This is a genomic window from Enterococcus sp. DIV0755f (assembly GCF_051713725.1).
In the GTDB taxonomy this organism is placed as follows: Bacteria; Bacillota; Bacilli; order Lactobacillales; family Enterococcaceae; genus Enterococcus_D; species Enterococcus_D casseliflavus.
Map to the genome: position 1 here is coordinate 910364 of NZ_JBIOQL010000001.1, position 21639 is coordinate 932002.

Here is a 21639-nt window from a genome sequence, read left to right on the forward strand (position 1 = left end):
AAGGCTAAAAAATGAAACAAAAAATTATTCAATTTACGAATTTTTCTTTCCAATATGATGCACAAGCGGAACCGACCTTGAAAAACATCGATCTAACGATCTATGAAGGAGAAAAAGTCCTGATCGTCGGTGCCAGCGGTTCTGGCAAAAGTACATTAGGAAAATGTTTGAACGGTTTGATCCCGCAAAACGACAAAGGCAGTAGTACTGGAGAATTGACGATCGGTACCAATGCCTTTGGGCAAGCTTCCATCTACGAGCTGTCTTTGACCGTCGGCACGGTGCTGCAAGACACCGATAGCCAATTTGTAGGCTTGACCGTAGCAGAAGATATCGTATTTTCATTGGAAAACGATCAGCGCAGTCAAGCAGTGATGCAAGAGGCGCTGCGTTTTTGGGCAGAAAAGACTGACTTAATGGATCATTTGGCGAAAAAACCGCAGGAATTATCGGGTGGCCAAAAGCAACGTGTTTCAATGGCAGGTGTTTTGATCGATGAAACACCGATTCTACTGTTTGATGAGCCGCTAGCCAACTTGGATCCGCAAACAGGTGTGGAAGCCATCAAAATGATCGACCAGCTGTATCAAGAGAAGCGTTTTACCACCATCATCATTGAACATCGCTTAGAAGAAGTGTTAGCCGCAGCTGTCGATCGCATCATCGTGATGGAAGAAGGCCGCATCCTTGCCGACAGTACACCGAATGAACTATTAAAAACGGATATGCTGCAGCAAGTCGGCATTCGTGAACCGCTGTATTTAGCTGCTTTAAAAAAAGCGGGGGTTCCCGTGACCGACGCTGCTGATTTGGTCGCGGTAGAAGCATTTGCATCACCTGAGATTGTCGAAAAACTGACTCAGTTTCAAGAAAAATTTCCGAAACCGGCGCTTCCTAGCCACCAGCCACCGTTGTTGGAAGCAAAAAATCTATCGTTTTCCTACCAAGTGGGCAAACCCATTTTGCAAGCACTGGATTTTACCATCCATCAAGGAGAAATGATTAGTTTGGTCGGGCATAATGGCGCAGGAAAATCGACCTTGTCCCATTTGATTACCGGCTTTTTGACTCCGACTTCTGGCAAGTTGCTTTGGCAAGGAACGGACATGGGCAATGATTCCATCAAAGAACGAGCGCAAAAAATCGGGTATGTGTTGCAAAACAGCAATCAAATGCTGTCAAAAAACTTCCTGTTTGACGAAGTTGCCTTAGGCTTGCGCAACCGAAACGTTCCAGAGGCTGAAATTACAGAAAAAGTTCATCAGACCTTGAAAATTTGTGGTCTTTATCCGTTTCGCTCATGGCCATTGTCGGCACTAAGTCATGGGCAAAAACGCCGAGCCGCCATTGCAGCGATCCTCGTCTTAGATCCTGAACTCATTTTATTGGATGAGCCGACAGCGGGACAAGACTATCGCCATTACACCGAAATGATGCAATTTTTACAGGAGTTGAACCAGCGGGGATTAACGATCGTTATGATCACCCACGATATGCATTTGATGTTGGAGTATACACAGCGGACGATCGTTTTGACACAAGGAACGATTTTGCTGGACGCACCGCCAGAAGTTGTCTTAGCAGACAAACAAGTGGTGAGTGCCGCAAACCTCAAAGAAACCAGCTTGTATACACTGGCGACCCTTAACCAGCTGACAGATCCCGCCGCTTTTACTGCCGCCTTCATTGCCAGCGAGAAGGAGGGATACGATGGAGAGTAATCTAATCGGCTATCTTGACCGCAAAACGTGGATTCACCAATTAAGCGGTGCCGCAAAACTGATTTGTTTTTTGCTGCTATCCGTCATCGGGATGATCTCTTATGATACGCGTTTTCTCATTGGACTGGCATTGTTTTCGGTCTTTCTATTTGCCAGTGCTGGAATTCGCTACCGAGATATCGCTTTTGTATTGAAATTTATCATCTTCTTTTCGCTTTTGAATTTGGTGGCGGTCTATCTTTTCGCACCAGAATATGGGGTGGAGATCTACGGTACGCGCCACGTGATTTTCGAAGGGATCGGTCGGTATACATTGACCCAAGAGCAAGTGTTTTATGAGCTGAATCTGTTGATCAAATATTTTGTCACGATTCCCCCAGGGTTGATTTTCCTGTTTACCACCAATCCAAGCGAGTTGGCGTCCAGCATCAACCGCATCGGGATTTCCTACAAGATCGCCTATGCAGTCGCACTGGCTTTGCGTTACATTCCCGATATTCAAGATGATTTTCGGACCATTGCCAAAGCGCAGCAAGCACGGGGCGTGGAGCTTTCTAAAAAAGCACCTTTGCGCAAGCGAGTGGCAGGCAATGTCGCGATCGCGATTCCTTTGATTTTTTCCAGCTTGGAACGGATCGACCATATTTCTGCTGCCATGGAGCTAAGAAGGTTTGGCAAGCATAAGCAGCGTACCTGGCTGAAAGCTAAGCCGATCCAAGGCAAAGATCTCTTGGCGATTGCTGTCGTTTGCTTGATCGTGGCGCTTGGATTGTCCTTGATGGTCCTTAATGGCGGACGTTTCTACAATCCATTTCGTTAACAAATCACCCCATGAAAACTTAAAAAACGGACGCATTGTCAATAATGAAAGTGGGACGGATGAGTCAACTCTGATTTATCCGTCCCAGAAATGATCGAGCAAAAAAACGCAGACCTAGCAGCAACTGACTTTAGCAAATGTAGCACGCGCTAAAGTTAATTGACTGACTATGCTGCGTTTTTTTGCCGATAAAAAAAGGAGCCCGCCAGCGGGGACTGGCGGGATAGGAGTAAAAATGAAAAAGTGTTAGGGTTGTTTGTTGGTATGTATTGATAATAGCGGGAAAATGTGAAAAAAATAGGAAGAGAAAGCAATAGAAGTGTGTCAATCTGTTGATGATTTTCGTAAAACATTCCAGCGGAAGCCTTTTAGATGTTTGATTGACGGAAACATGAAATAAGGCTACACTGATGGCATCAAAGCAGTACAAGGAGGGGACAGGATGGATGCCATTACGATCAACGGACTAAGTAAACAATACAACAAGAAGTACGCCATCGAGAACGTATCATTGCAAGTGGCAGAAGGAGAGATTTTTGGCTTTATCGGACCAAATGGTGCGGGAAAATCAACGACCATCAAAGTATTGTTGAATTTTATCAAACCAGATGCAGGACAGGCGGCGATTTTTGGACGAGATTGCCAACAAGCAGCCAAAGAGATCAAAACGTTTACTGGGTATGTTTCCAGTGATGTACGGTTTTATTCAAAAATGACGACAGCAGAACTACTGGCATTTACGGCGGATTTTCATCAAGTCAAGCAGCCAAAAAAAGAGATTCAGGAGTTGATGGAGCTTTTTCAAATTGATCCAAACAAATCGATCGCAGAACTTTCTTTAGGGAACAAGAAAAAAGTCGGGCTTGCGAGCGCCTTGATTGCACAACCGAGAATGTTGATTTTAGATGAGCCGACCAATGGCTTAGATCCTTTGATCCAAAAACGGCTGTTTGAAGAGCTTCTCAGAAGAAACAAACAGGGGATGACGATTTTTCTATCCAGTCATGATCTGCATGAAATTCAGACCTATGCCCATCGGACCGCCTTTATTCGTGAAGGACAGATCATCACCGTAAAAGAATTGAGTGAGGAAGAAAATTTCGGCAAAGTTGTAACGCTCACGAATGAGAACAGCCTCTCATTAGCCGGCTTGGAAAATGTACAGGTTCTTGCTCAGGAATCACACAGCTTGCGTTTTTTCTATCAAGGGGACATGAATCAGCTGGCACATTTTTTAACCAATCCTGCCATTAAAGAGTTCACGATCGAACACCCAACCCTTGAACAGCAATTCATGCTGCTCTATGAAGGAGGTTCTCAAAAATGACTTTAATGAAAATCGACCTTAAAAATACCTTCAAAGGCTGGCTGGTCTGGACGATCCTTTTTGCAGCAATCATTTTTGGATTTACGGCTATCTATCCTCAAATGATCACGCCAGAAATGAAAACGTCATTAGACCAGATGTTGGGCTCTTTCAGCCCAGAATTACTAGGCATCTTTAACATCCAACTGACAGATCCTTCAAGCTTGGTTTCACCGACAGGCTTTTTCGGGTACTACTTTCAATACTTATTTATCGCCGCGTGTATTTATGGGATGCTTTTAGGCTTGAACAGCCTGATCACTGAAGAATCAGAAGGAACGATCGAGTACTTGTATGCTCAGCCTATTAGCCGTAGAGAAATCGTTGGGTGGAAGTTCCTCGCTCGATTGTTGTTGCTGACTGGCTTTTGGCTGATTGCTTATGGCAGTAGTCTGGCATCATTTGCTTTGTTCAAACTGCCAGAAGACGACCTGTCCGCTTTTATAGAAGAAATCAGCAAAATCTTCGTTGCCGAGTATGGTGTCTTAGTCTTTTTCCTCTGTCTAGGTTTCTTTTTATCCACGATCTTGCGTTCCAGCAAACAAACCGCCAGCGTCGGCTTAGGCTGCGTGTTCGGTCTGTATTTGCTCGGCATCGTGGGGGAACTCTACGATAAATTGGAATGGCTGGCAGGACTTTCACCCGTCCGCATAGCATTACCCGTCCAACTCATGGATAACGGCGCCACATCAGTCCTATGGGTACTGCTGATCGGTATCATCTGTTTCTTTGGCACCTTTTCCCGTTATGAGCGCAAAGACTTGCAAGTCTGAGTATATCAATCAAAAGACAAAAAAGAGCCTGTCAGCGGGGACTGACAGGCAAAGGAGTAAAAATGAAAAAGTGTTAGGGTTGTTTGTTGGTATGCTTATATAATAGTCTCGAAATGTGAAAAAAGTATGACGAAGCAGGCACGTTTTTGCGAAAAAATCATTGCGAAAGTTAAGAAAGCGTAAAGCGTCCCTTCACCAACAGGCTTGAAGGGGCAATAAGAACCTAAAATCACTCCGAAGCAGCAGGCGGTTCATGCTGTTTCGGAGTGATTTTTTAGTTGAAGCTACTTGCTCAAGTCAAGGCTATCGACGTTAAAGGTGTCGCCATGTGCTAAGTCACCATAACGATAGCCACGGTTAAACCAGTCCACGCGTTGCTGCGATGTGCCGTGCGTAAAACTATCTGGAACAACATAGCCTTGGTATTCTTTTTGCAGCGTATCATCCCCGATGGCATTGGCAGCTGTGATTGCTTCTTGAATGTCGCCAGCTTCTAAGATCGGTTGTCCTTGATAGGTTTCGCCTTGCAAGTATTTCGCAAAAGTACCAGCTAAGTAGTCAGCTTGCAGTTCCAAACGAACGCTGTACTGATTGTATTCCTTTTCTGAAACTTGTTGGCGGATTTTGTCCAATTGTTGGGTGATTCCCAGCTCATTTTGCACATGATGACCGACTTCATGGGCGATGACATAGGCCATTGCGAAGTCGCCGCTTGCGCCATATTTATCGGAAAGCTCATTGGCAAAGCTAAGATCAAGGTACACATTCTCATCTGCTGGGCAATAAAACGGACCAACCTGTGACGTGGCATAGCCGCATGCCGACTGGACACTTCCCGTAAATAATACGAGTGTCGGGTCTTGATAGGTTTCTTGCCGCTCTTGAAAAACGTCTTGCCAATAATCTTCTAAATAGCCGAACACGACTGCGGAAAATTCTTTTTCCTCCGTGTACTCACTGGTGCCCACATTTTCTGTCTGGTAATTGGCTGCTTGACCGCTGCCACCCAAGACATCCGGCAGCGAATTTAAATCACCACCGCTAAACAGGAAAAATAAAACAGCGATGATCACCGTACCGATCCCGCCACCAGCAGCCAGCATCCCGCCTGAGCCAGATGATCGCCCCGTTCGATCATCGACATTTCTGCTTTGTCTACCCCCACGCCATTTCATGTTATCTCCTCCTATATAAATCCTAGCTTAATTATAAGAGAAAGGCGGCAGATTGTGAAAAAAAGCGCCTTGAAATTGTTATAAAATGCCTGCAGGAGCCTTGAAAATCAAAGTGTACACTCCTTTTAATCATTCTTTAATCTAACAATTAGCCTTCTAATTTGGTACAGTAGCAATAAAATAGAGGTAGAGGGTGAGCGTATGAAAATGAATTATTCGGGGACATCGGAACGAAGGATTTTGATTTTTAAACGGTTGATTGCTGGCGAGCACCTCAGCTATCAGCAGTTATCAGAGGATTATTTCGTTTCCCGTAGCAGTATTGCAAAAGATATTTCTTATTTAAAAGAACTGTTTCAAAAAGAAAGCTTACGTCTGAGATTTGATAATTCAGGTACATTTTTTGAAGGAAGTGAATCCCAGATCCATCGGGTGCTGAAACGCTTTTGCTTAATGATGCTGGATCAACCAGCGGCGTTTTCCTTGTTGGTGGAACCTGAGAAATACCAGGAAGTAAATCAGGCGTTTCGTCGAGCGTTAGTGGAAAAACAAGTGGAAATGCCCGACAGCTATATCCAAAGTATCGTCCTTTCCATCGTGCTGCTGATCGAACGGGCGAGTCATGCGGAAAACTTAGTGATTGAAGAAAATCGCCAAGTGGGGAAACTGTTTTTGGAGTTCGACAAATATCCGTTAGTCTATGAGCTACTGAAAGAAATCGAAGAACAGCACATTTATCAATTTTCACCAAAAGAAGTGCAATATCTAACCTACCTGATTGTCGGTAGCGGCTTGAAATTTTTTATGAAAAGTGAAAAAGTTCCTTTCGTCTTTCGGGGAAAAGTGCGCAACTTGATTCAAAAAATCAGCGAAGGCTTAGGCACCGACTTGACCCAAGACAATCGATTGGAAGAAGATGTGACGATCCATCTGTATCAACTGCTGTTGCGGATCGAAGCGCAAACCACAGTCATCAACCCTTTGTTAGAGGAAATCAAACAAAACTATCCTGCCTTGTATGGCGTGGTCTGGTTCTCGCTCCATGATTTCTTGAAAGCGTATCAAGTGGGGATCTCTGATGATGAGATCGGATTTGTCACGATCCATTTTCAAGCAGCGATCGAGCGAATGCGCCGCATGAACAAAATCATTTTTGTCTGTCCCAATGGCGTCGGCACTAGCTCGTTTGTCTCTGCGAAAATTCGTCGCATTCTGCCAGAGATCGACAGTATCGAAACCGTTTCAGTAGAAAAATTAAAGCAGATGGACATCTCGGCGATCGATTTTATTATTTCAACCATCGATCTCGTCGAGATTCAAAAACCTGTGGTGCGGATCTCGCCTATGGTGACCAATCGCGACATGAAGCGGATCATGAATCACTACATCGATTTAGTCATCGATAATGAGGCGGCGGTCGATCAAAATGGTTTACTTCTTCAAGCCCAATCGATGATCCAGCCAACCGTCTTTTTCGAGCGATTTGCCAGCAAAACAGAAGCCATCAATTTTTTGATCGAACAAACCCCTTTTAGTGATGAAAAACGAAAAGCGCAGTTTCAGCAATCCGTCATTGAAAGAGAGCAGCTACAATCAACCTATTTAGATAATGGCTTTGCCATCCCTCATGGCAATCCGAATTATGTCGAAAAAACAGCCATCTCGATTTTGCTTTTGGATCAGCCAGTAGAATGGGGCAACCAAAAAGCCGACATCATTATTTTATTGATGATCCGAGAGGATGAGACGCAAAAGGTGGAACCAATGATGAAATTGATCATGCAAGGAATCGAAAACAAAGAATGGTTCCTATCAAAAATGTTGGAGGTTAAATCAGAATGAAAGTGAAGGATTCTTTGCCTGAAAAGCATATACAAACGGATGAGACAGTGACAGATTGGCGCTCAGCCGTAAAATTAGCCAGCCAGCCCTTGCTGGATAAAGCGCTGATTACGTCAGAATACATCGAAGCGATGATTCAAAGCGTGGAAGAAAATGGTCCTTACATGGTGTTGGCGGATTACTTTGCGCTGATGCATGCCCGTCCTGGAGAAGGGGTTTTGGAACAAAGTATGAGCCTTTTAGTAACGAAACAGCCTATCGATCTTGAGGGCAAACCGGTGCGGATATTTCTTGTCTTAGCCGCCGCAGATAGTCAAAGCCATCTAGAAAGCTTGAAAGAGATCATGGCGATCTTTATGGATGAAGAAAAATACAACGTGATATTAAATGGCGATCGGGAACAAATTTGTCAATTATTCCAATAGGAGGAAAAGGATATGAAAATTTTAGCAGTATGTGGATTTGGTGTAGGAAGCTCAATGGTATTGAAGATGACGATCGACAAGGTGATCAAAGAGTTAGGGTTGACGGCAACTGCCGAGAATACTGATTTATCGACGGCAAAAGCGACACCAGCAGATGTTTATTTTACGAGTAATGAATTATTGAATGAGTTAAAAGCATCCGTGAAAGCACCCGTTTATCCAATCAAAAAGTATATGGATAAAGAAGAAGTCAAACAGCAAATGGAAAAATTTTTAGCTGAAAGAGAGGGATAATCATGAATTTTGTCACGGATTATATTTTAAAAAATCCGCCAGTCCTACTGGGGATTATTGCCATGATTGGGTTATTGGTACAAAGAAAACCTTTTGCAGAAGTCGTCAAAGGAACCTTAACAGCTTCCTTCGGGATGGTGGCATTGACGGCTGGGGTAAATATGTTGGTGGGAACGATCGCACCGATCAATGCAGCGGTTCAAACCCAATTAGGCGTTGCTGTGTCAGATGGGCTCTCTGACATCACCTTTACGGCAGAATACGGCGGAACAGTTGGTTTAGCGATGTTTTTCGGACTTGTCATTCATTTATTGATTGCTCGCTTTACACCTGTGAAGACGATTTTCCTCACCGGTCACATGTTGTGGTGGTTCCCGTTCGTCATCGTCGCTGGGGGCGTTGAAGGCGGACTTACCGGAATCCCACTGTTGATCTTAGGGGCGGTTCTATCTGCTTGTTACTGGTCCTTCATGCCATGGATCATGCGTAAATATGTATGGGATGCCACAGGCGATGATTCATTCTTGATCGGTCATCCAACGGGGATCTTGTCATTGGTTTCAGGCTTTGTTGCAAAACGGGTCGGAAACAAAGAAAAATCGACGGAAGATTTGAAAGTGCCTGAAAATCTATCGTTTTTCCGTGAAATATCGATTACTGGCGCGTTAGTGATGTTTTTGATGAATGTCGTCATCGGTTTGATTGCGCCCGTATTAGTTCCTGAAGGGGGCAACTTGGTGATGTTTGCGGTTGATGCTGGCTTGAACTTCGGTGCAGGACTATTGATCATGTTGTATGGGGTACGTCTATTGATCAATCAAATCATTCCCGCCTTTCAAGGGATCGCAGAAAAAGTCGTTCCTGGAGCAAAACCAGCTTTTGATGTACCAATCTTGTTCAACTATCGTCCAAATGCTGTAATCATCGGCTTTATCGTGGCGATGATCACCTCAACGATTTTAGTGATCATTGCCAATACGACCAACGTCTTTGGCATTTTGATCGTTCCTTTAGTCATCACCAGCTTTTTTGAATGTGGCGGTGCTGCGGTGATCGGCGAAGGACAAGGGGGCTTGCGAGGTGCCATTATTGGTACGATCACAGCTTCTGTCGTTATGGTAGCACTCGTTGGGATCTCTGCAGCGATGTTCTCAACGACGATTCAAAACTGGATCTTGATTTTCGGTGGGAACGATTTATCTCTATGGGGCATCCTTGGTGAATTGATCGGCAAGCTGTTTGGAGGGTTTTAAATGTTTCAATACTTTGAAAAAGCAAAAGAACTATTGTCTATTGTAGAAGAAAAAGAAGCACCAGTGATTGAGCAAGCCATTGAATTACTGACGCAAGCCAACTTGACCAAAAAAGCCATCTACATTTTTGGCGCAAGTCACGCTGGGATCTTAGCTGAAGAGATGTATTATCGAGCAGGCGGCATGATGACCATCAATGCGATCTTTGGAAGAGAACTGATGCTTGATCGCAGCCCAATCACCTTCACTAGTAAAATGGAGCGCTTAGAAGGCTACGGTAGTGCCTTGGCGGCGACCCAACCCTTTACAGCAGGTGATGTGCTGATCTTGCATTCGGTGTCTGGGCGAAACCCAGTTATCATCGATATGGCGCTTCATGCCAAAGAAAAGGGGGTCAAGATCATCGCATTAACGAATCTTACCTATTCGAAAACAGTCACCAGCCGCCATACTTCAGGCTTGCGTTTGTTTGAAACGGCGGATATCGTCATCGACAATCATGGGGAGATTGGCGATGCTGCGTGTACGATTCCTGACGTCGAACAAAAAGTCGGCCCCACATCCACCGTAGTCGGTGCAACGATCTTAAATGCGATCATCGTTGAAGTTTGCCAAAAACTAAAAGAAGCCGGTGTCGACTATCCGCCGATTTTTTACTCAGCGAACCTGGACGGCGGGGATGAATTGAACCAGTCCCTGTTTGAAAAGTACCAAGAAGCGATCCATTATCAGCTGTAAGTCAAGAGTTAGTCGTTCCTTAGCGAACTAAGATGGTCAAAGAAACCATTCAAGACATTTTCTCCTTGCGAGAGAATGTCTTTTTTTGCTTACTTGTTAGAAAAGGGCCGGAGCATAGGGATGAAAAAGCGATTCAAGCAAAGAAGGCTTAAACTGGAATTATGTATTTTTACTTAATAATGGTCTTTAAAAATAAAAATATATAAAATAATAGCTAAAATATGAATAAAATACTGCAAAAACGATTGTTGTTTAACTTCTCGCTCGGTATAATTAGCTTGGGAGCTACAGCAAGACAACAAATAATGAATAAAAAATCTACAAACCGTTGATTAGAAAGGAGCAGCTTATGGAGTAGGTAGTGGGTATCGATTTTTCGATAAGAAGGAGAGGAAGAATATGAAAAAAGAAAAGAGAATGTTAGGTGATAAAAGTTATTGTGAAGAAACAGACAAGCGAAGGAGTCGGAAACTACATAAGTATCTGCTTGTCGGACTGATCGTTGTCCTTGTACTTAATCTATTTCCATTTGGTCGTTATGCTGACAATGTGGTAGAAGCCGTTACTTCTACAGAACAAAAGCAAAATAGTGAAGATGGTATCGAATATACAGAGATTCATTCAGCAGAAGAATTAGATACCTTAATACGTAAGGAACTAAACGGTAATTTTAAGCTAGTTAAGGACATTGATCTATCCGACTATCGTTCTAATACAAATACTGCGAATCAAGGATGGCTACCGATCCCAAACTTTACGGGTGTGTTCAATGGTAATGGCCATACGATCAGTGGGTTGCGGATAAATCGAACAGGTAGTAGTTTTTTAGGTTTATTTGGTTCAGTCAATGGAGCGACAATCAAAAATGTGACCGTTGCACTTGGTGGGGATATCCTAGGATCTTCCGCTGTTGGTGTCATTGCAGGGCGAACGACGCATGTAACAAACAATGGTGCCGTTTTAGAAAACAATCAGGTGATTGGCAACGGGCATACAGTTAGAGCCACGGCGCTGCTTGGGTATGCCGGCGGGCTGATTGGTTATTCTGGAGATAATACACGACTGGAAAACAATCAGGTTGACCATATCAATGTCCTGACAAATGGCGTTAGCAATTACGCCGGAGGACTTGTCGGTGCTGCTCGTAACTCTTCATTATTCGATAATGCAATCAATCGTGCCAAGGTAGAGGCGTATTCCTATGCTGGAGGGATAGCTGGGGTTACTTATGGATACTCTGCTCAGGCGCACAGCAATGGCACATTAGTAACGAAAAACATTGTCGATACTGAAAGCAGTGTACAGGGAAGAGGCTCCTATGCCGGAGGGGCATTTGGGGCAATTTATGAAGGCAGTGAAGTGCGGCAAACACTGACGCATGCGAAAGTAGTCGGCAAAGGGTCCTACAATGGCGGTTTTGCTGGAGTTATTTACGATCGTTCAACGGTTGACCAGTCTGCGGCTTATGGTTCTGTCGAGGCTGTGCGCTATACAGGTGGCTTTGTCGGAGCGTTGTATAACTCGGCCTCTGTAAGTAATTCTTACGCACGAGGAGCAGTGACTGGAACAACCGAACTAGGTGGCTTTGTTGGTACATTCTATGATTCAGGGATCATTGAAAACAGCTATGCAGCGAATACGATCCATACGGATGAAAGAAATCAAGAGCGTGCAGGTGCTTTTGCCGGTCAACATCTTGGCACACGGCAACAATATGCAGGGACGAATTATTTTGATCAGCAAATAGCTGGTATCACACAAAATTTAAGTAATGCAGGCGGCGAGCAAACGAGTGGTGCTAGACCTCAAGGAAGAGATACGCAAGAATTTTCACAGTCAGGGACATTCGATGGGTGGGACTTTGAAGATACTTGGATCATTGATAAGGGCTATCCAGTATTTCAATTTTCCTATAAAGAACCTGACATTCCAAAGGAGATCGAAGAACCCATGATCATTGTTCATACAGCGTTTCCAGAAGGAGAAGTCACTGTCCCATTCATTGACATTGAGTATACAGCAACCCCAACAATAGGCAATGAGATTATAGAAGTCTATGTGAAGATCAACGGTAATTTTGATAGTTATTTGTATCTGAAAGGCGGGAATGGTATTACGCCCAAGGGTGAGTTGGGCACAGGGAGAGTCTTTTTCCGACCGATACAAGGAGAAAATCATATTGAGGTCGTTGCTTTTGATAGTAGTGGTGTGACAGGAAGTTATAAAGTTGATCAGCCTGTGAAAGTGGTGGAACATCCTGTTCCAGATTCACCAAAACCAGAAGAAATTAGTACGGAGTTCTTTTGGGAAGATGAACGCACCTTTGTGAATAATCGCTTCCAGTTATGGCTTACAGGAGCTACCGTTGAGGAAAGAAAAAATGTGACGCCAGAGATGATTGAAGAAGCACTTGCTTCCATTGATGCCACTTTATTGATCGAACCTGATTGGCTCGGTCAGCTTACTGTTCAAGTGAAAGAAAGTACAGCAGAAGAGCTGATTGAAATGATTGAAGATGTGATAGAAAATTTCCCAGAAGTCTTTGAAGATGGCAATCTTGATACATTAGATGATGCATCAACCAACGAAGTCACCCCTGTGGAAACAATGAGCAATAAGGAATATTTTCCTGACGATCCTTGGTGGAATAACGGTGAATGGGGGCTACGTGCGATTAATTTACCCGAAGCATGGGCGTTATTTGGCACACATGAAAGGGAGAATGTCAAAGTAGGGATTATCGATGATGGTGTATGGGGGGAGCACGAGGACCTACAAATACCAGCTGGAAATATTGAAAATGATCCAAACGCTAAATTAAAGACGGAACTATCTACAAATGATCATGGGACGCATGTTATGGGAACGATCGGAGCCATTCAAGATAATCAACTAGGAGTTAGTGGAGTAATTAATATTTCACGACAGAATCTTCTTAGTTATAATTCGTTTGATGGAATAGCTACAAATAGAAACACGGGTAAAAAATTTTTATCAACCAGTGCTAATGCTCAATTAAGTGGTTTAAAATGGAATGTCGAAAATGGGGTCCAAGTTGTAAATGTGAGTATTGGTGGGAGAGGATTTCGCTTTCCACAATGGGGACGTTTTAATATTTTCACTAGGAAAACTCAACGATTAGTTGATGAGAACTATGAGTTTGTCATTGTTCATGCTGCAGGAAACAATGCGATTGATGCTAGATATGGGCAATCCTTTTCTAATATTGGAGAAAATCATGCATTAAGAGAACGAATTATAACAGTCGGAGCAACAATGAATGTGAACAATCAAGTTGAAATGTGGAGCGATACAAATTATGGAACGATTATAGATGTTGTTGCTCCAGGGCATGATATAAAAAGTGCTTCATCGGTTAGCAAGGACTTATATGTTAATAAGAACGGTACTTCCATGGCAGCACCTCATGTTGCTGGTCTTGCCGCTCTTGTATGGTCGGAAAACCCAGGTCTTTCTGGTGCTCAAGTTAAGGGGGTTATTACCCAGTCTGCGATACGCTCTGGTTTAAAAGTCACAGAAACCAGACCAAATACTCCTGAAATGACTTACTATCAGGTGAATGCTTTTGAGGCCTTAAAGCAAGCTCGTGGTGTAGATCCGGACAGGGATACGGTTCTGATTCGAGGGAAAGTCAGACAAGAATCTACCGGTTACTTATTAGAAAATGCTCGCGTTCATTTGTATCAGAATAATAAACTATTAGAACAAACATGGACGAATTCATTGGGTGAATTTCGTTTCTTCAATCAACCATCCGGTCATGATTATCGAATCACAGTTCATTACCCATGGCATATTGCTGCAAGAATCAATAATTTTTCTGTTCCAGAGGGTATCAAAGAAAGAGATGTTGGGACAGTTGTTCTACATGATTCCTCTTATTTAGGAATTGACACTGTCTTTTTATTAGATGATTCTGGCAGTATCAGCGCGAATAATTTTAGGCAGATGACTAATGAAGTACAGGCATTATTTTTAAATAAAGATGCTTTTACGAGTGACGATCGGATTAGCTTGTTTACCTTTAATTCGAGAGTAAATCGACATTTCTCATTTTTAAATCCTTTACTTGCAGCTGAAAGGCTTCCTAGGCAAGTTGGCGGTAGTACTGCTTTAAACCAAGCAATCGCGCAAGGTAACCACGAATTTGAACAGTATGGACGAAAAAACGCCAAGAAAGTAATGGTTGTTCTTACAGATGGGCACAATAATGTTTCAGGTCCACCAGAGGTACAATTGATCCAACAGGCTAAAGAAAACGATGTAACAATCTTTTCTATAGGGGTGGGGAATAATCTAAATCAACGCTTTCTCGAAAATATTGCAAAAGAAACAGATGGTGAATTCTTCCATATCTCTAACTTCCAACAATTAGCAGAAATTTTTGAAAAAATTCGTTACGAACTATTTGACGAAGATATCCAAAAGCTGCAAATCGAACTTTCAGAAACTAGTGCTCAAAATCTTCAGACGACCAATGTGGAGTCTGAACGTTTAGCAGCATAAGGTTCTTTTTAAGGAATATGAATTTGTTGTTCATCAAATGGTTGTCAATTAGTTGATTTTAACTAATGAAGAAATAATCATTTGATGGACATTTTTCATAAACTTCGAAAACCTTAGATGTAAGGAGTGAATTGAATGCAATCAGATAAACGCATAACCGCAATGAATAAGAAAGAGGCTGATAGAGCAGAACCCTTATGTATCATTCTTTGTATTTTATTTATCTATTTCACCATCTGTCACTTTTTAGTTTTACCTGTAAAAGCAGCCGAAGTTTCAGATACTGATTCAATTCAGATAGAAGGCACCTTAGCCGCCATCCTTAACAGCGAAAGGAATACTAAAGAACCCACTGAGCCGCTCACTGAACCATTGCTGGAAATCGTCACGGAACTTCCCGATTCAGAATTAATGATTCCCTTTTTTGAATTGATTTATGCAGTGACACCAAGTGCGGGGCAAACGCTGAAAGAAGTCTATGTCAATGTGAACGGTGAATATGATCGGCATTTGTATCAAAGAGCGATAGGAGAAACCAAGGTCATGGAGCGAACATTTGGTGAGGCGAGGCTTTTTCTTTCTGCTGATCAACAGGAAAGCCGATTTGAATTGGTCGCCGTCGATAGTAGTGGTGCTGTCGGCAGTTATCACCTCCAACAGTCATTTTGGTTGTCAGAAAACCCCGAACCACCATCGCTGACTATCGCTGATGTAACGACAGAAAATTATTATTGGGAAGAAGTCACCTTTATTAGTAATCGACTTCATCTCCAATTGCACGGTGAGAGGTTTACCCAAGAAAATGAGGGAGGATTCGAAACGATGCTTGACCTTGTTCTTGATGAATTTTCCTACTACGATATGGAACTGATTGCTGGACCAGACAGAAATGATCGAATAGTGGTTCAGTTGAAGCAAACTTCGAACGATGAACTGGGCAGACTTATTTTTGATTTGAGACTTTCCACAGGTGGTGTGATTGCCAGTGGGAAGAGAGGGGCGATCGATTTAGCAACGGCTGAACATCTCCCAAAAACAGGGGAACCTGTCAATCGTTCTGTAGAATTCAAACCAGAGATGCTAAAAATCGGCTGGGTACCAGGCTTGTTTTTCCGAAGGTATCAGGACAATGTGATAGTGTTTAAATACCACCATGAATTCGCTTTCTTAAATCCGGAGTCGTTTCCTGAAACTTATCTCAGTAAAGCACTGATAGAAGAAAAAATTGATGAAGCTGTTGCAGCGATTGACGGCATTCGTTTAGAAGAGAATCGACTTTCTTATCCTTATGTGAAAGTAGGCGTTGCAGGAAATACGCCAAGGAATTTAGTAAAAAAAGGACAACAACTAGTTACAGATTATCCAGAAGTCTTTTCAGAAGCATATATAGTAATCAGAGAAAGTCAGAAACTTCATGATGTGTCAACTGTCTATTTACGACGATGGCGTGTTTTAAGTATCTTTGAAGAACGAATCTACTCTGTTTTGGGGATCATCAACCCGAATGGTACAGTTTCTTCATTAACGAGTATGGGCTGGGATGGTGTGACTGTTAGCATGGCAATAGTGATAGGATTTGGTTCTATCGGCTTTATTGTGTTTATATTTGAACTTTTTGCTTGCCAAAGGGCAGAAAAACGGAAGAGGAATAGGCAATCAGGTGAAAACTGATTCTCGTTGGCCATTCTTAAATTCTAATAGAATTCTGTTACCTCCAAAGAAGAAAGGAGCAAAGTGAATGCAAGTCGCTGCGCAAATAAATTCAACCGACGAAAAAGGCATTAAAAACCTCTTTCGCAACCATAAAATCTTTTGTTTGTGTTTCTTTGCTCTTGCCATCTATCATATGACCAGTTGGCAAGTATCAGCAGCCGAAGGACCAACCGACCAGTCCCAAGGCGTCTTAGCTGACATCCTCAACAGCGAAAGGAATACCCCAGAACCCACAGAGCCACTCACTGAACCATTGCTGGAAATCGTCACAGAGCTACCCGATTCAGAACTAATGATTCCCTTCTTTGAATTGATTTATGCGGTAACACCAAGCGAGGGGGAAATGCTGAAAGAAGTCTATGTCAATGTGAACGGCGAATACGATCGGCATCTGTATCAAAGAGCGATAGGGGAACCCAAGGTGACGGAGCGAACATTCGGTGAGGCACGACTCTTTCTCTCTAGCGACCAAAAGGAAAGTTACTTTGAATTGGTCGCCGTCGATAGTGGTGGTGCTGTCAGTAGCTATTTTATTGAGCAGTCATTTTGGTTGTCCGAAAATCCTAAACCGCCGTTACCGACTATCGCTGATGTAACGACGGAAGATTATTATGGGGAAGAAGTGACCTTTATTAATAATCGGCTCCATCTCCAATTGAACGGTGAGAGTTTTACGCGAGAAAATGAGGGAGGGTTCGAAACGATGCTTGACCTTGTTCTTGATGAATTTTCCTACTACGATATGGAGCTGATTGCTGGGCCTGATAGAAATGATCGAGTAGTGGTCCAGTTGAAGCAAACCTCGTACAAGGAACTGGGTAGACTTATTTCTGATTTGAATCTTTTCACGCGTGATGTGATTGCCAATGGGAGGAGAGAGGAAATCGATTTAGCAGCGGCTGAACGTCTCCCAAAAACAGAGGAACCTGTCAATCGTTCTGTAGAATTCACACCAGAGATGCTAAAAATCGGCTGGGTACCAGGTTTGTTTTTCCGAAGATATCAGGACAACGTGGTAGGTTTCAAGCTGCATGAAGAAACCACATTTTTAAATCCAGAGTCATTTCCTGAAACTTATCTCAGTAAGGCGCTGCTAAAAGAAAAAATCGATGAAGCTGTTGCAACGATTGGCGGCGTTCGTTTAGAAGAAAATCGACCTTCCTATCCTTATGTGGAAGTAGGTGTAGGAGAAAATACACCAAGGAATTTAGTGAAAAAAGGGCAACAACTACTAACTGATTATCCCGAAGTCTTTTCAAAAGGGTATGTAATAATCAGAGAAAGTCAAAAACTTCATAGTGTGCCAGATGTCTATCTACGACGATGGCGTGTTATGAGCACCTTTGAAGAACGGAACTATCCTATCTGGGCGACCATCAATAGGAATGGCACAGTATCATCCATATACAAAATGGGCTTGAGAGGGTTGCCGACTATCGTGAAACTACTAGGAGGCGCCGGTCTATTTTGTGGCATTCTGAGTTTCGGCATCTTCATTTACCGAAAAAGACCTCCTCGCAAGAAACATGAGTTTTGGGGTTGAAATTCATTGAAGAACAAATGAATCTCCTTTCATTACGAAGGCAGGCTTCAAAGGCAATGATTTATTTCTATAAGGTAGAGAATGTTTTTGTGTAAACCTTTTGGTTCCAAATGTGTAACAAATTAGAATCTGATACAGCATACGATGTGGTGCGTATCTCAAATCAATAAAAGAAGGGAGTTAAATAGATGCAATTCATTGATTATGCGGAATCAATCGTCGAGAGAGTCTTTAGGGAACTCTTTCGCCACTTGAAAATCTGCTACCTGCTCTTCTTTACTCTTGCCACTTATCACTTTACAAGCATACAAGCACCAGCAGACGAAGTACCAACCGACCAGTCCCAAGGCATCTTAGCCGACATCCTCAACAGCGAAAGGAATAGCCCCGAGCCCACAGAGCCGCTCACTGAACCATTGCTGGAAATCGTCACAGAGCTACCCGATTCAGAATTAATGATTCCCTTTTTTGAATTGATTTATGCAGTGACACCAAGTGAAGGGGAAATGCTGAAAGAAGTCTATGTCAATGTGAACGGTGAATATGATCGGCATTTGTATCAGAGAGCGATAGGGGAGCCGAAGGTCATGGAGCGAACATTCGGTGAAGCTCGTCTCTTTCTTTCTGCCGATGAACAGGAGAGCCGATTTGAATTAGTCGCTGTCGATAGCAGTAACAAAAGGACTTATTATCCCATAGAGCAGTCATTTTGGTTATCGGAAAATCCCGAACCGCCGTTGCCGACTATTGCCGACATATCAATACTTGATCGTTATGAAGGAAAGATAGCTTTTGTACATAATCGTCTCCATCTCCAATATAATGACGAGATACTTACAGGAATAAACGAGCAAAACGGCGAAACGAGTTTAGATCAGCTGTTGGATGAACTTTCTTACTATGACATGGCGTTGATTGCTGGACCAGACAAGAATGAGAGAGTAACGATTCAGTTAAAGCAAACTCCTTATAGAGAGCTTAATAGATTCTTTCGTGATTTAGAAACATTTACTTCTGGTATTGTTACCGATGGAGAAATTGAAGAGATGACTTTAGCTGAGGTGGACCAGTTACCCAAAACAGCAGCACCCGTCGATCGCTCGGTTGAGTTTAAACGGCATATGTTAAAAATCGGCTGGGTACCGGGCTTGTTTTTCCGAAGGTATCAGGACAACGTGGTAGGTTTTAAGTTACATGAAGAAACCATTTTTTTAAATCCCGAGTCGTTTCCTGAAACTTATCTCAGTAAGAAACTGATAAATGAAAAAATCGACGAAGCTGTTGCAGCGATTGATGGCATTCGTTTAGAAGAAAATCGACTTTCTTATCCTTATGTGCAAATAGCTGTAGGAGGAAATACACCAAGGAATTTAGTGAAGAAAGGGCAGCAACTACTGACGAATTATCCCGAAGTCTTTTCAAAAGGGTATGTAATAATCAGAGGAAGGCAAATTATTTATGGCTATACTACCACAGCCGAATACAAACGACGATGGCGTGTTATGAGCACCTTTGAAGAACGGAACTATCCTATCTGGGCAATCATCAACCCGAATGGCACAGTTTCGTCGTTAACGAGTATGGGTTGGCACGGCGTGACTGTCAGCATGGCGTTAGTGATAGGATTTGGTTCTATCGGCTTTATTGTGTTTATATTTGAACTTTTTGCTTGCCAAAGGGCAGAAAAACGGAAGAGGAATAGGCAATCAGGTAGAAACTGATCCTCATAGGTCATTCTCAGATGGCAATGAATGTTATTAAACAGATCATTTAAAGTGTTTAGACCTTCATAAGTGAAAGGAGTGAAGCAAATGAAATCCGCTGACTGCGCGGCATCTATCGACGAGAAAATTTATGAAAACTTCTTTGGGAATCATAAAATATTCAGCCTGTTTTTCTTTGCTCTTGCCATCTATCATATGACCAGTTGGCAAGTATTAGCAGCCGAAGGACCAACCGACCAGTCCCAAGGCACCTTAGCCGCCATCCTCAACAGCGAAAGGAATACCCCGGAACCCACAGAGCCGCTCACTGAACCATTGTTGGAAATCGTCACGGAACTTCCGAATTCAGAATTGATGGTTCCTTTTTTAGAATTGATTTATGCGGTCACACCAAGCGAAGGGCAAACGTTAGAAGAAGTCTATGTCAATGTGAACGGCGAATACGATCAGCACTTGTATAAAAAAAAAGCGGGAGAACCTGAAGTTACAGAGCGAACATTCGGTGAAGCTCGTCTCTTTCTTTCTACCGATGAACAGGAGAGCCGATTTGAATTAGTCGCCGTCGATAGCAGTAACAGAAGGACTTATTATCCCATAGAGCAGTCATTTTGGTTATCGGAAAATCCCGAGCTGCCGTTGCCGACTATCGCTGATGTAGCGACGGAAGATTATTATGGGGAAGAAGTGACCTATATAAATAATCGGCTTCATTTCCAATTGTATAATGAGAAGTTCGTGCAAGAAAATGAAGTGAATGCCAAAAAATTTTTAGATGATTTGCTTGATGAACTTGCATATTACGACATGGTATTGATTGCTGGTCCAGACAAGAATGCCCGAGTAACGATTCAGTTAAAACAAACTCCTTATAGAGAGCTTAAAAGATTTATTCGTGATTTAAAAACATTTACTGAGGATATTGTTACCGACGGAGAAATTGAAGAAATGACTTTAGCAGCGGCAGAACGATTACCGAGGACAGAGGAACCTGTCAATCGTTCTGTAGAATTCAAACCAGAGATGCTAAAAATCGGCTGGGTACCTGGTTTGTTTTTCCGAAGATATCAGGACAATGTGATAATGTTCAAATTTCATGAGGAATCCGCTTTTTTAAATCCAGAGTCGTTTCCTGAAACTTATCTTAGCAAGGCACTGATAAAAGAAAAAATTGATGAAGCTGTTATAGCGATTGACGGCGTTCGTTTAGAAGAAAATCGCCCTTCCTATCCTTATGTGGAAATAGGTGTAGGAGAAAATACACCAAGAAATTTAGTGAAGAAAGGGCAGCAACTACTGACGGATTATCCCGAAGTCTTTTCAAAAGGGTATGTAATAATCAGAGGAAGGCAAAATAATTATGGCTATACTACCACAGCCGAATACAAACGACGATGGCGTGTTATGAGCACCTTTGAAGAACGGAACTATCCTATCTGGGCGACCATCAATAGGAATGGCACAGTATCATCCATATACAAAATGGGCTTGAGAGGGCTGCCGACTATCGTGAAACTACTAGGAGGTGCCGGTCTATTTTGTGGCATTCTGAGTTTCGCCATCTTCATTTACCGAAAAAGACCTCCTCGCAAGAAACACGAATTTTGGGGATAATGTTCACTGATGGGCGTGTGGAAATTCCTTTCAAGCTGAAGGAGAACGGGGGAAACGCTGTTGTCTTTAAGTGTCGAAACAGTGAAGCACAACCTTCTTTCGAGAAACCGACAT

Annotated in this window: 15 protein-coding genes; 14 read left to right on the forward strand and 1 reads right to left on the reverse strand. The window is 42.8% G+C overall.

The window, feature by feature from the left end:
- The first annotated feature begins 11 nt into the window (after window positions 1-11).
- The 4 genes from IGI73_RS04135 to IGI73_RS04150 all read left to right on the forward strand — a co-directional run bounded on the left by IGI73_RS04135 (window position 12) and on the right by IGI73_RS04150 (window position 4680).
- Window positions 12-1721, forward strand: a complete 1710-nt coding sequence (locus IGI73_RS04135; protein WP_428206520.1) for an ABC transporter ATP-binding protein — start codon at window positions 12-14, stop codon at window positions 1719-1721.
- Window positions 1711-2541, forward strand: a complete 831-nt coding sequence (locus IGI73_RS04140) for an energy-coupling factor transporter transmembrane component T family protein (protein ID WP_005225404.1) — start codon at window positions 1711-1713, stop codon at window positions 2539-2541. The genes IGI73_RS04135 and IGI73_RS04140 overlap by 11 nt, the downstream gene beginning before the upstream one ends.
- Window positions 2542-2983: 442 nt before the next feature.
- Window positions 2984-3868 carry an ABC transporter ATP-binding protein gene (locus IGI73_RS04145; RefSeq protein WP_428206519.1) on the forward strand — a complete coding sequence of 295 codons (885 nt, stop codon included), beginning with the start codon at window positions 2984-2986 and terminating at the stop codon, window positions 3866-3868.
- The gene (locus tag IGI73_RS04150) at window positions 3865-4680 is read left to right on the forward strand and encodes an ABC transporter permease subunit (RefSeq protein WP_428206518.1); all 816 of its coding nucleotides are present in this window, start codon (window positions 3865-3867) and stop codon (window positions 4678-4680) included. The genes IGI73_RS04145 and IGI73_RS04150 overlap by 4 nt, the downstream gene beginning before the upstream one ends.
- 284 nt (window positions 4681-4964) lie before the next feature.
- Here IGI73_RS04150 and ypfJ read toward each other — a convergent pair whose 3' ends face one another.
- A complete protein-coding gene (ypfJ, locus tag IGI73_RS04155) occupies window positions 4965-5855 on the reverse strand; it encodes a KPN_02809 family neutral zinc metallopeptidase (protein WP_010747705.1) in 891 nt (296 codons plus the stop codon).
- A gap of 201 nt (window positions 5856-6056) precedes the next feature.
- On the opposite strand from ypfJ, the gene IGI73_RS04160 reads away from it, so the two are divergent.
- The 10 genes from IGI73_RS04160 to IGI73_RS04205 all read left to right on the forward strand — a co-directional run bounded on the left by IGI73_RS04160 (window position 6057) and on the right by IGI73_RS04205 (window position 21525).
- Window positions 6057-7697, forward strand: coding sequence for a BglG family transcription antiterminator (locus IGI73_RS04160; RefSeq protein ID WP_438759111.1), 1641 nt, complete (start codon window positions 6057-6059; stop codon window positions 7695-7697).
- Entirely contained in the window at window positions 7694-8122 is a 429-nt protein-coding gene (locus tag IGI73_RS04165) for a PTS sugar transporter subunit IIA (protein WP_428206515.1), read from the forward strand. Before IGI73_RS04160 ends, IGI73_RS04165 begins: the two co-directional genes overlap by 4 nt.
- 12 nt (window positions 8123-8134) lie before the next feature.
- Window positions 8135-8416 carry a PTS sugar transporter subunit IIB gene (locus tag IGI73_RS04170; RefSeq protein ID WP_005225413.1) on the forward strand — a complete coding sequence of 94 codons (282 nt, stop codon included), beginning with the start codon at window positions 8135-8137 and terminating at the stop codon, window positions 8414-8416.
- Window positions 8417-8418: 2 nt separating this feature from the next.
- The gene (locus IGI73_RS04175) at window positions 8419-9669 is read left to right on the forward strand and encodes a PTS ascorbate transporter subunit IIC (protein ID WP_428206514.1); all 1251 of its coding nucleotides are present in this window, start codon (window positions 8419-8421) and stop codon (window positions 9667-9669) included.
- Window positions 9670-10407 (forward strand): SIS domain-containing protein, encoded by a 738-nt coding sequence (locus IGI73_RS04180; protein ID WP_015509222.1) that lies wholly within the window; start codon window positions 9670-9672, stop codon window positions 10405-10407.
- Window positions 10408-10806: 399 nt separating this feature from the next.
- Window positions 10807-14934, forward strand: coding sequence for a S8 family serine peptidase (locus tag IGI73_RS04185; protein ID WP_428206513.1), 4128 nt, complete (start codon window positions 10807-10809; stop codon window positions 14932-14934).
- A 135-nt stretch (window positions 14935-15069) separates the two neighbouring features.
- The gene (locus IGI73_RS04190; RefSeq protein WP_428206512.1) at window positions 15070-16605 is read left to right on the forward strand and encodes a hypothetical protein; all 1536 of its coding nucleotides are present in this window, start codon (window positions 15070-15072) and stop codon (window positions 16603-16605) included.
- Between the two features lie 67 nt (window positions 16606-16672).
- Window positions 16673-18190, forward strand: a complete 1518-nt coding sequence (locus IGI73_RS04195; RefSeq protein WP_428206511.1) for a hypothetical protein — start codon at window positions 16673-16675, stop codon at window positions 18188-18190.
- Window positions 18191-18378: 188 nt separating this feature from the next.
- Window positions 18379-19911, forward strand: coding sequence for a hypothetical protein (locus IGI73_RS04200; RefSeq protein ID WP_428206510.1), 1533 nt, complete (start codon window positions 18379-18381; stop codon window positions 19909-19911).
- A gap of 90 nt (window positions 19912-20001) precedes the next feature.
- Window positions 20002-21525: a hypothetical protein gene (locus tag IGI73_RS04205; protein ID WP_428206509.1), complete on the forward strand. Its 1524-nt coding sequence runs from the start codon at window positions 20002-20004 to the stop codon at window positions 21523-21525.
- The last annotated feature ends 114 nt before the right edge of the window (window positions 21526-21639 follow it).

What these genes read in the sequence shown, in the direction of transcription:
- IGI73_RS04135 (WP_428206520.1), top strand. Translation starts at nt 12, where the DNA reads ATGAAACAAAAAATTATTCAATTTACGAATTTTTCTTTCCAATATGAT.
- IGI73_RS04140 (WP_005225404.1), top strand. Translation starts at nt 1,711, where the DNA reads ATGGAGAGTAATCTAATCGGCTATCTTGACCGCAAAACGTGGATTCAC.
- IGI73_RS04145 (WP_428206519.1), top strand. Translation starts at nt 2,984, where the DNA reads ATGGATGCCATTACGATCAACGGACTAAGTAAACAATACAACAAGAAG.
- IGI73_RS04150 (WP_428206518.1), top strand. Translation starts at nt 3,865, where the DNA reads ATGACTTTAATGAAAATCGACCTTAAAAATACCTTCAAAGGCTGGCTG.
- ypfJ (WP_010747705.1), bottom strand. Translation starts at nt 5,855, where the DNA reads ATGAAATGGCGTGGGGGTAGACAAAGCAGAAATGTCGATGATCGAACG.
- IGI73_RS04160 (WP_438759111.1), top strand. Translation starts at nt 6,057, where the DNA reads ATGAAAATGAATTATTCGGGGACATCGGAACGAAGGATTTTGATTTTT.
- IGI73_RS04165 (WP_428206515.1), top strand. Translation starts at nt 7,694, where the DNA reads ATGAAAGTGAAGGATTCTTTGCCTGAAAAGCATATACAAACGGATGAG.
- IGI73_RS04170 (WP_005225413.1), top strand. Translation starts at nt 8,135, where the DNA reads ATGAAAATTTTAGCAGTATGTGGATTTGGTGTAGGAAGCTCAATGGTA.
- IGI73_RS04175 (WP_428206514.1), top strand. Translation starts at nt 8,419, where the DNA reads ATGAATTTTGTCACGGATTATATTTTAAAAAATCCGCCAGTCCTACTG.
- IGI73_RS04180 (WP_015509222.1), top strand. Translation starts at nt 9,670, where the DNA reads ATGTTTCAATACTTTGAAAAAGCAAAAGAACTATTGTCTATTGTAGAA.
- IGI73_RS04185 (WP_428206513.1), top strand. Translation starts at nt 10,807, where the DNA reads ATGAAAAAAGAAAAGAGAATGTTAGGTGATAAAAGTTATTGTGAAGAA.
- IGI73_RS04190 (WP_428206512.1), top strand. Translation starts at nt 15,070, where the DNA reads ATGCAATCAGATAAACGCATAACCGCAATGAATAAGAAAGAGGCTGAT.
- IGI73_RS04195 (WP_428206511.1), top strand. Translation starts at nt 16,673, where the DNA reads ATGCAAGTCGCTGCGCAAATAAATTCAACCGACGAAAAAGGCATTAAA.
- IGI73_RS04200 (WP_428206510.1), top strand. Translation starts at nt 18,379, where the DNA reads ATGCAATTCATTGATTATGCGGAATCAATCGTCGAGAGAGTCTTTAGG.
- IGI73_RS04205 (WP_428206509.1), top strand. Translation starts at nt 20,002, where the DNA reads ATGAAATCCGCTGACTGCGCGGCATCTATCGACGAGAAAATTTATGAA.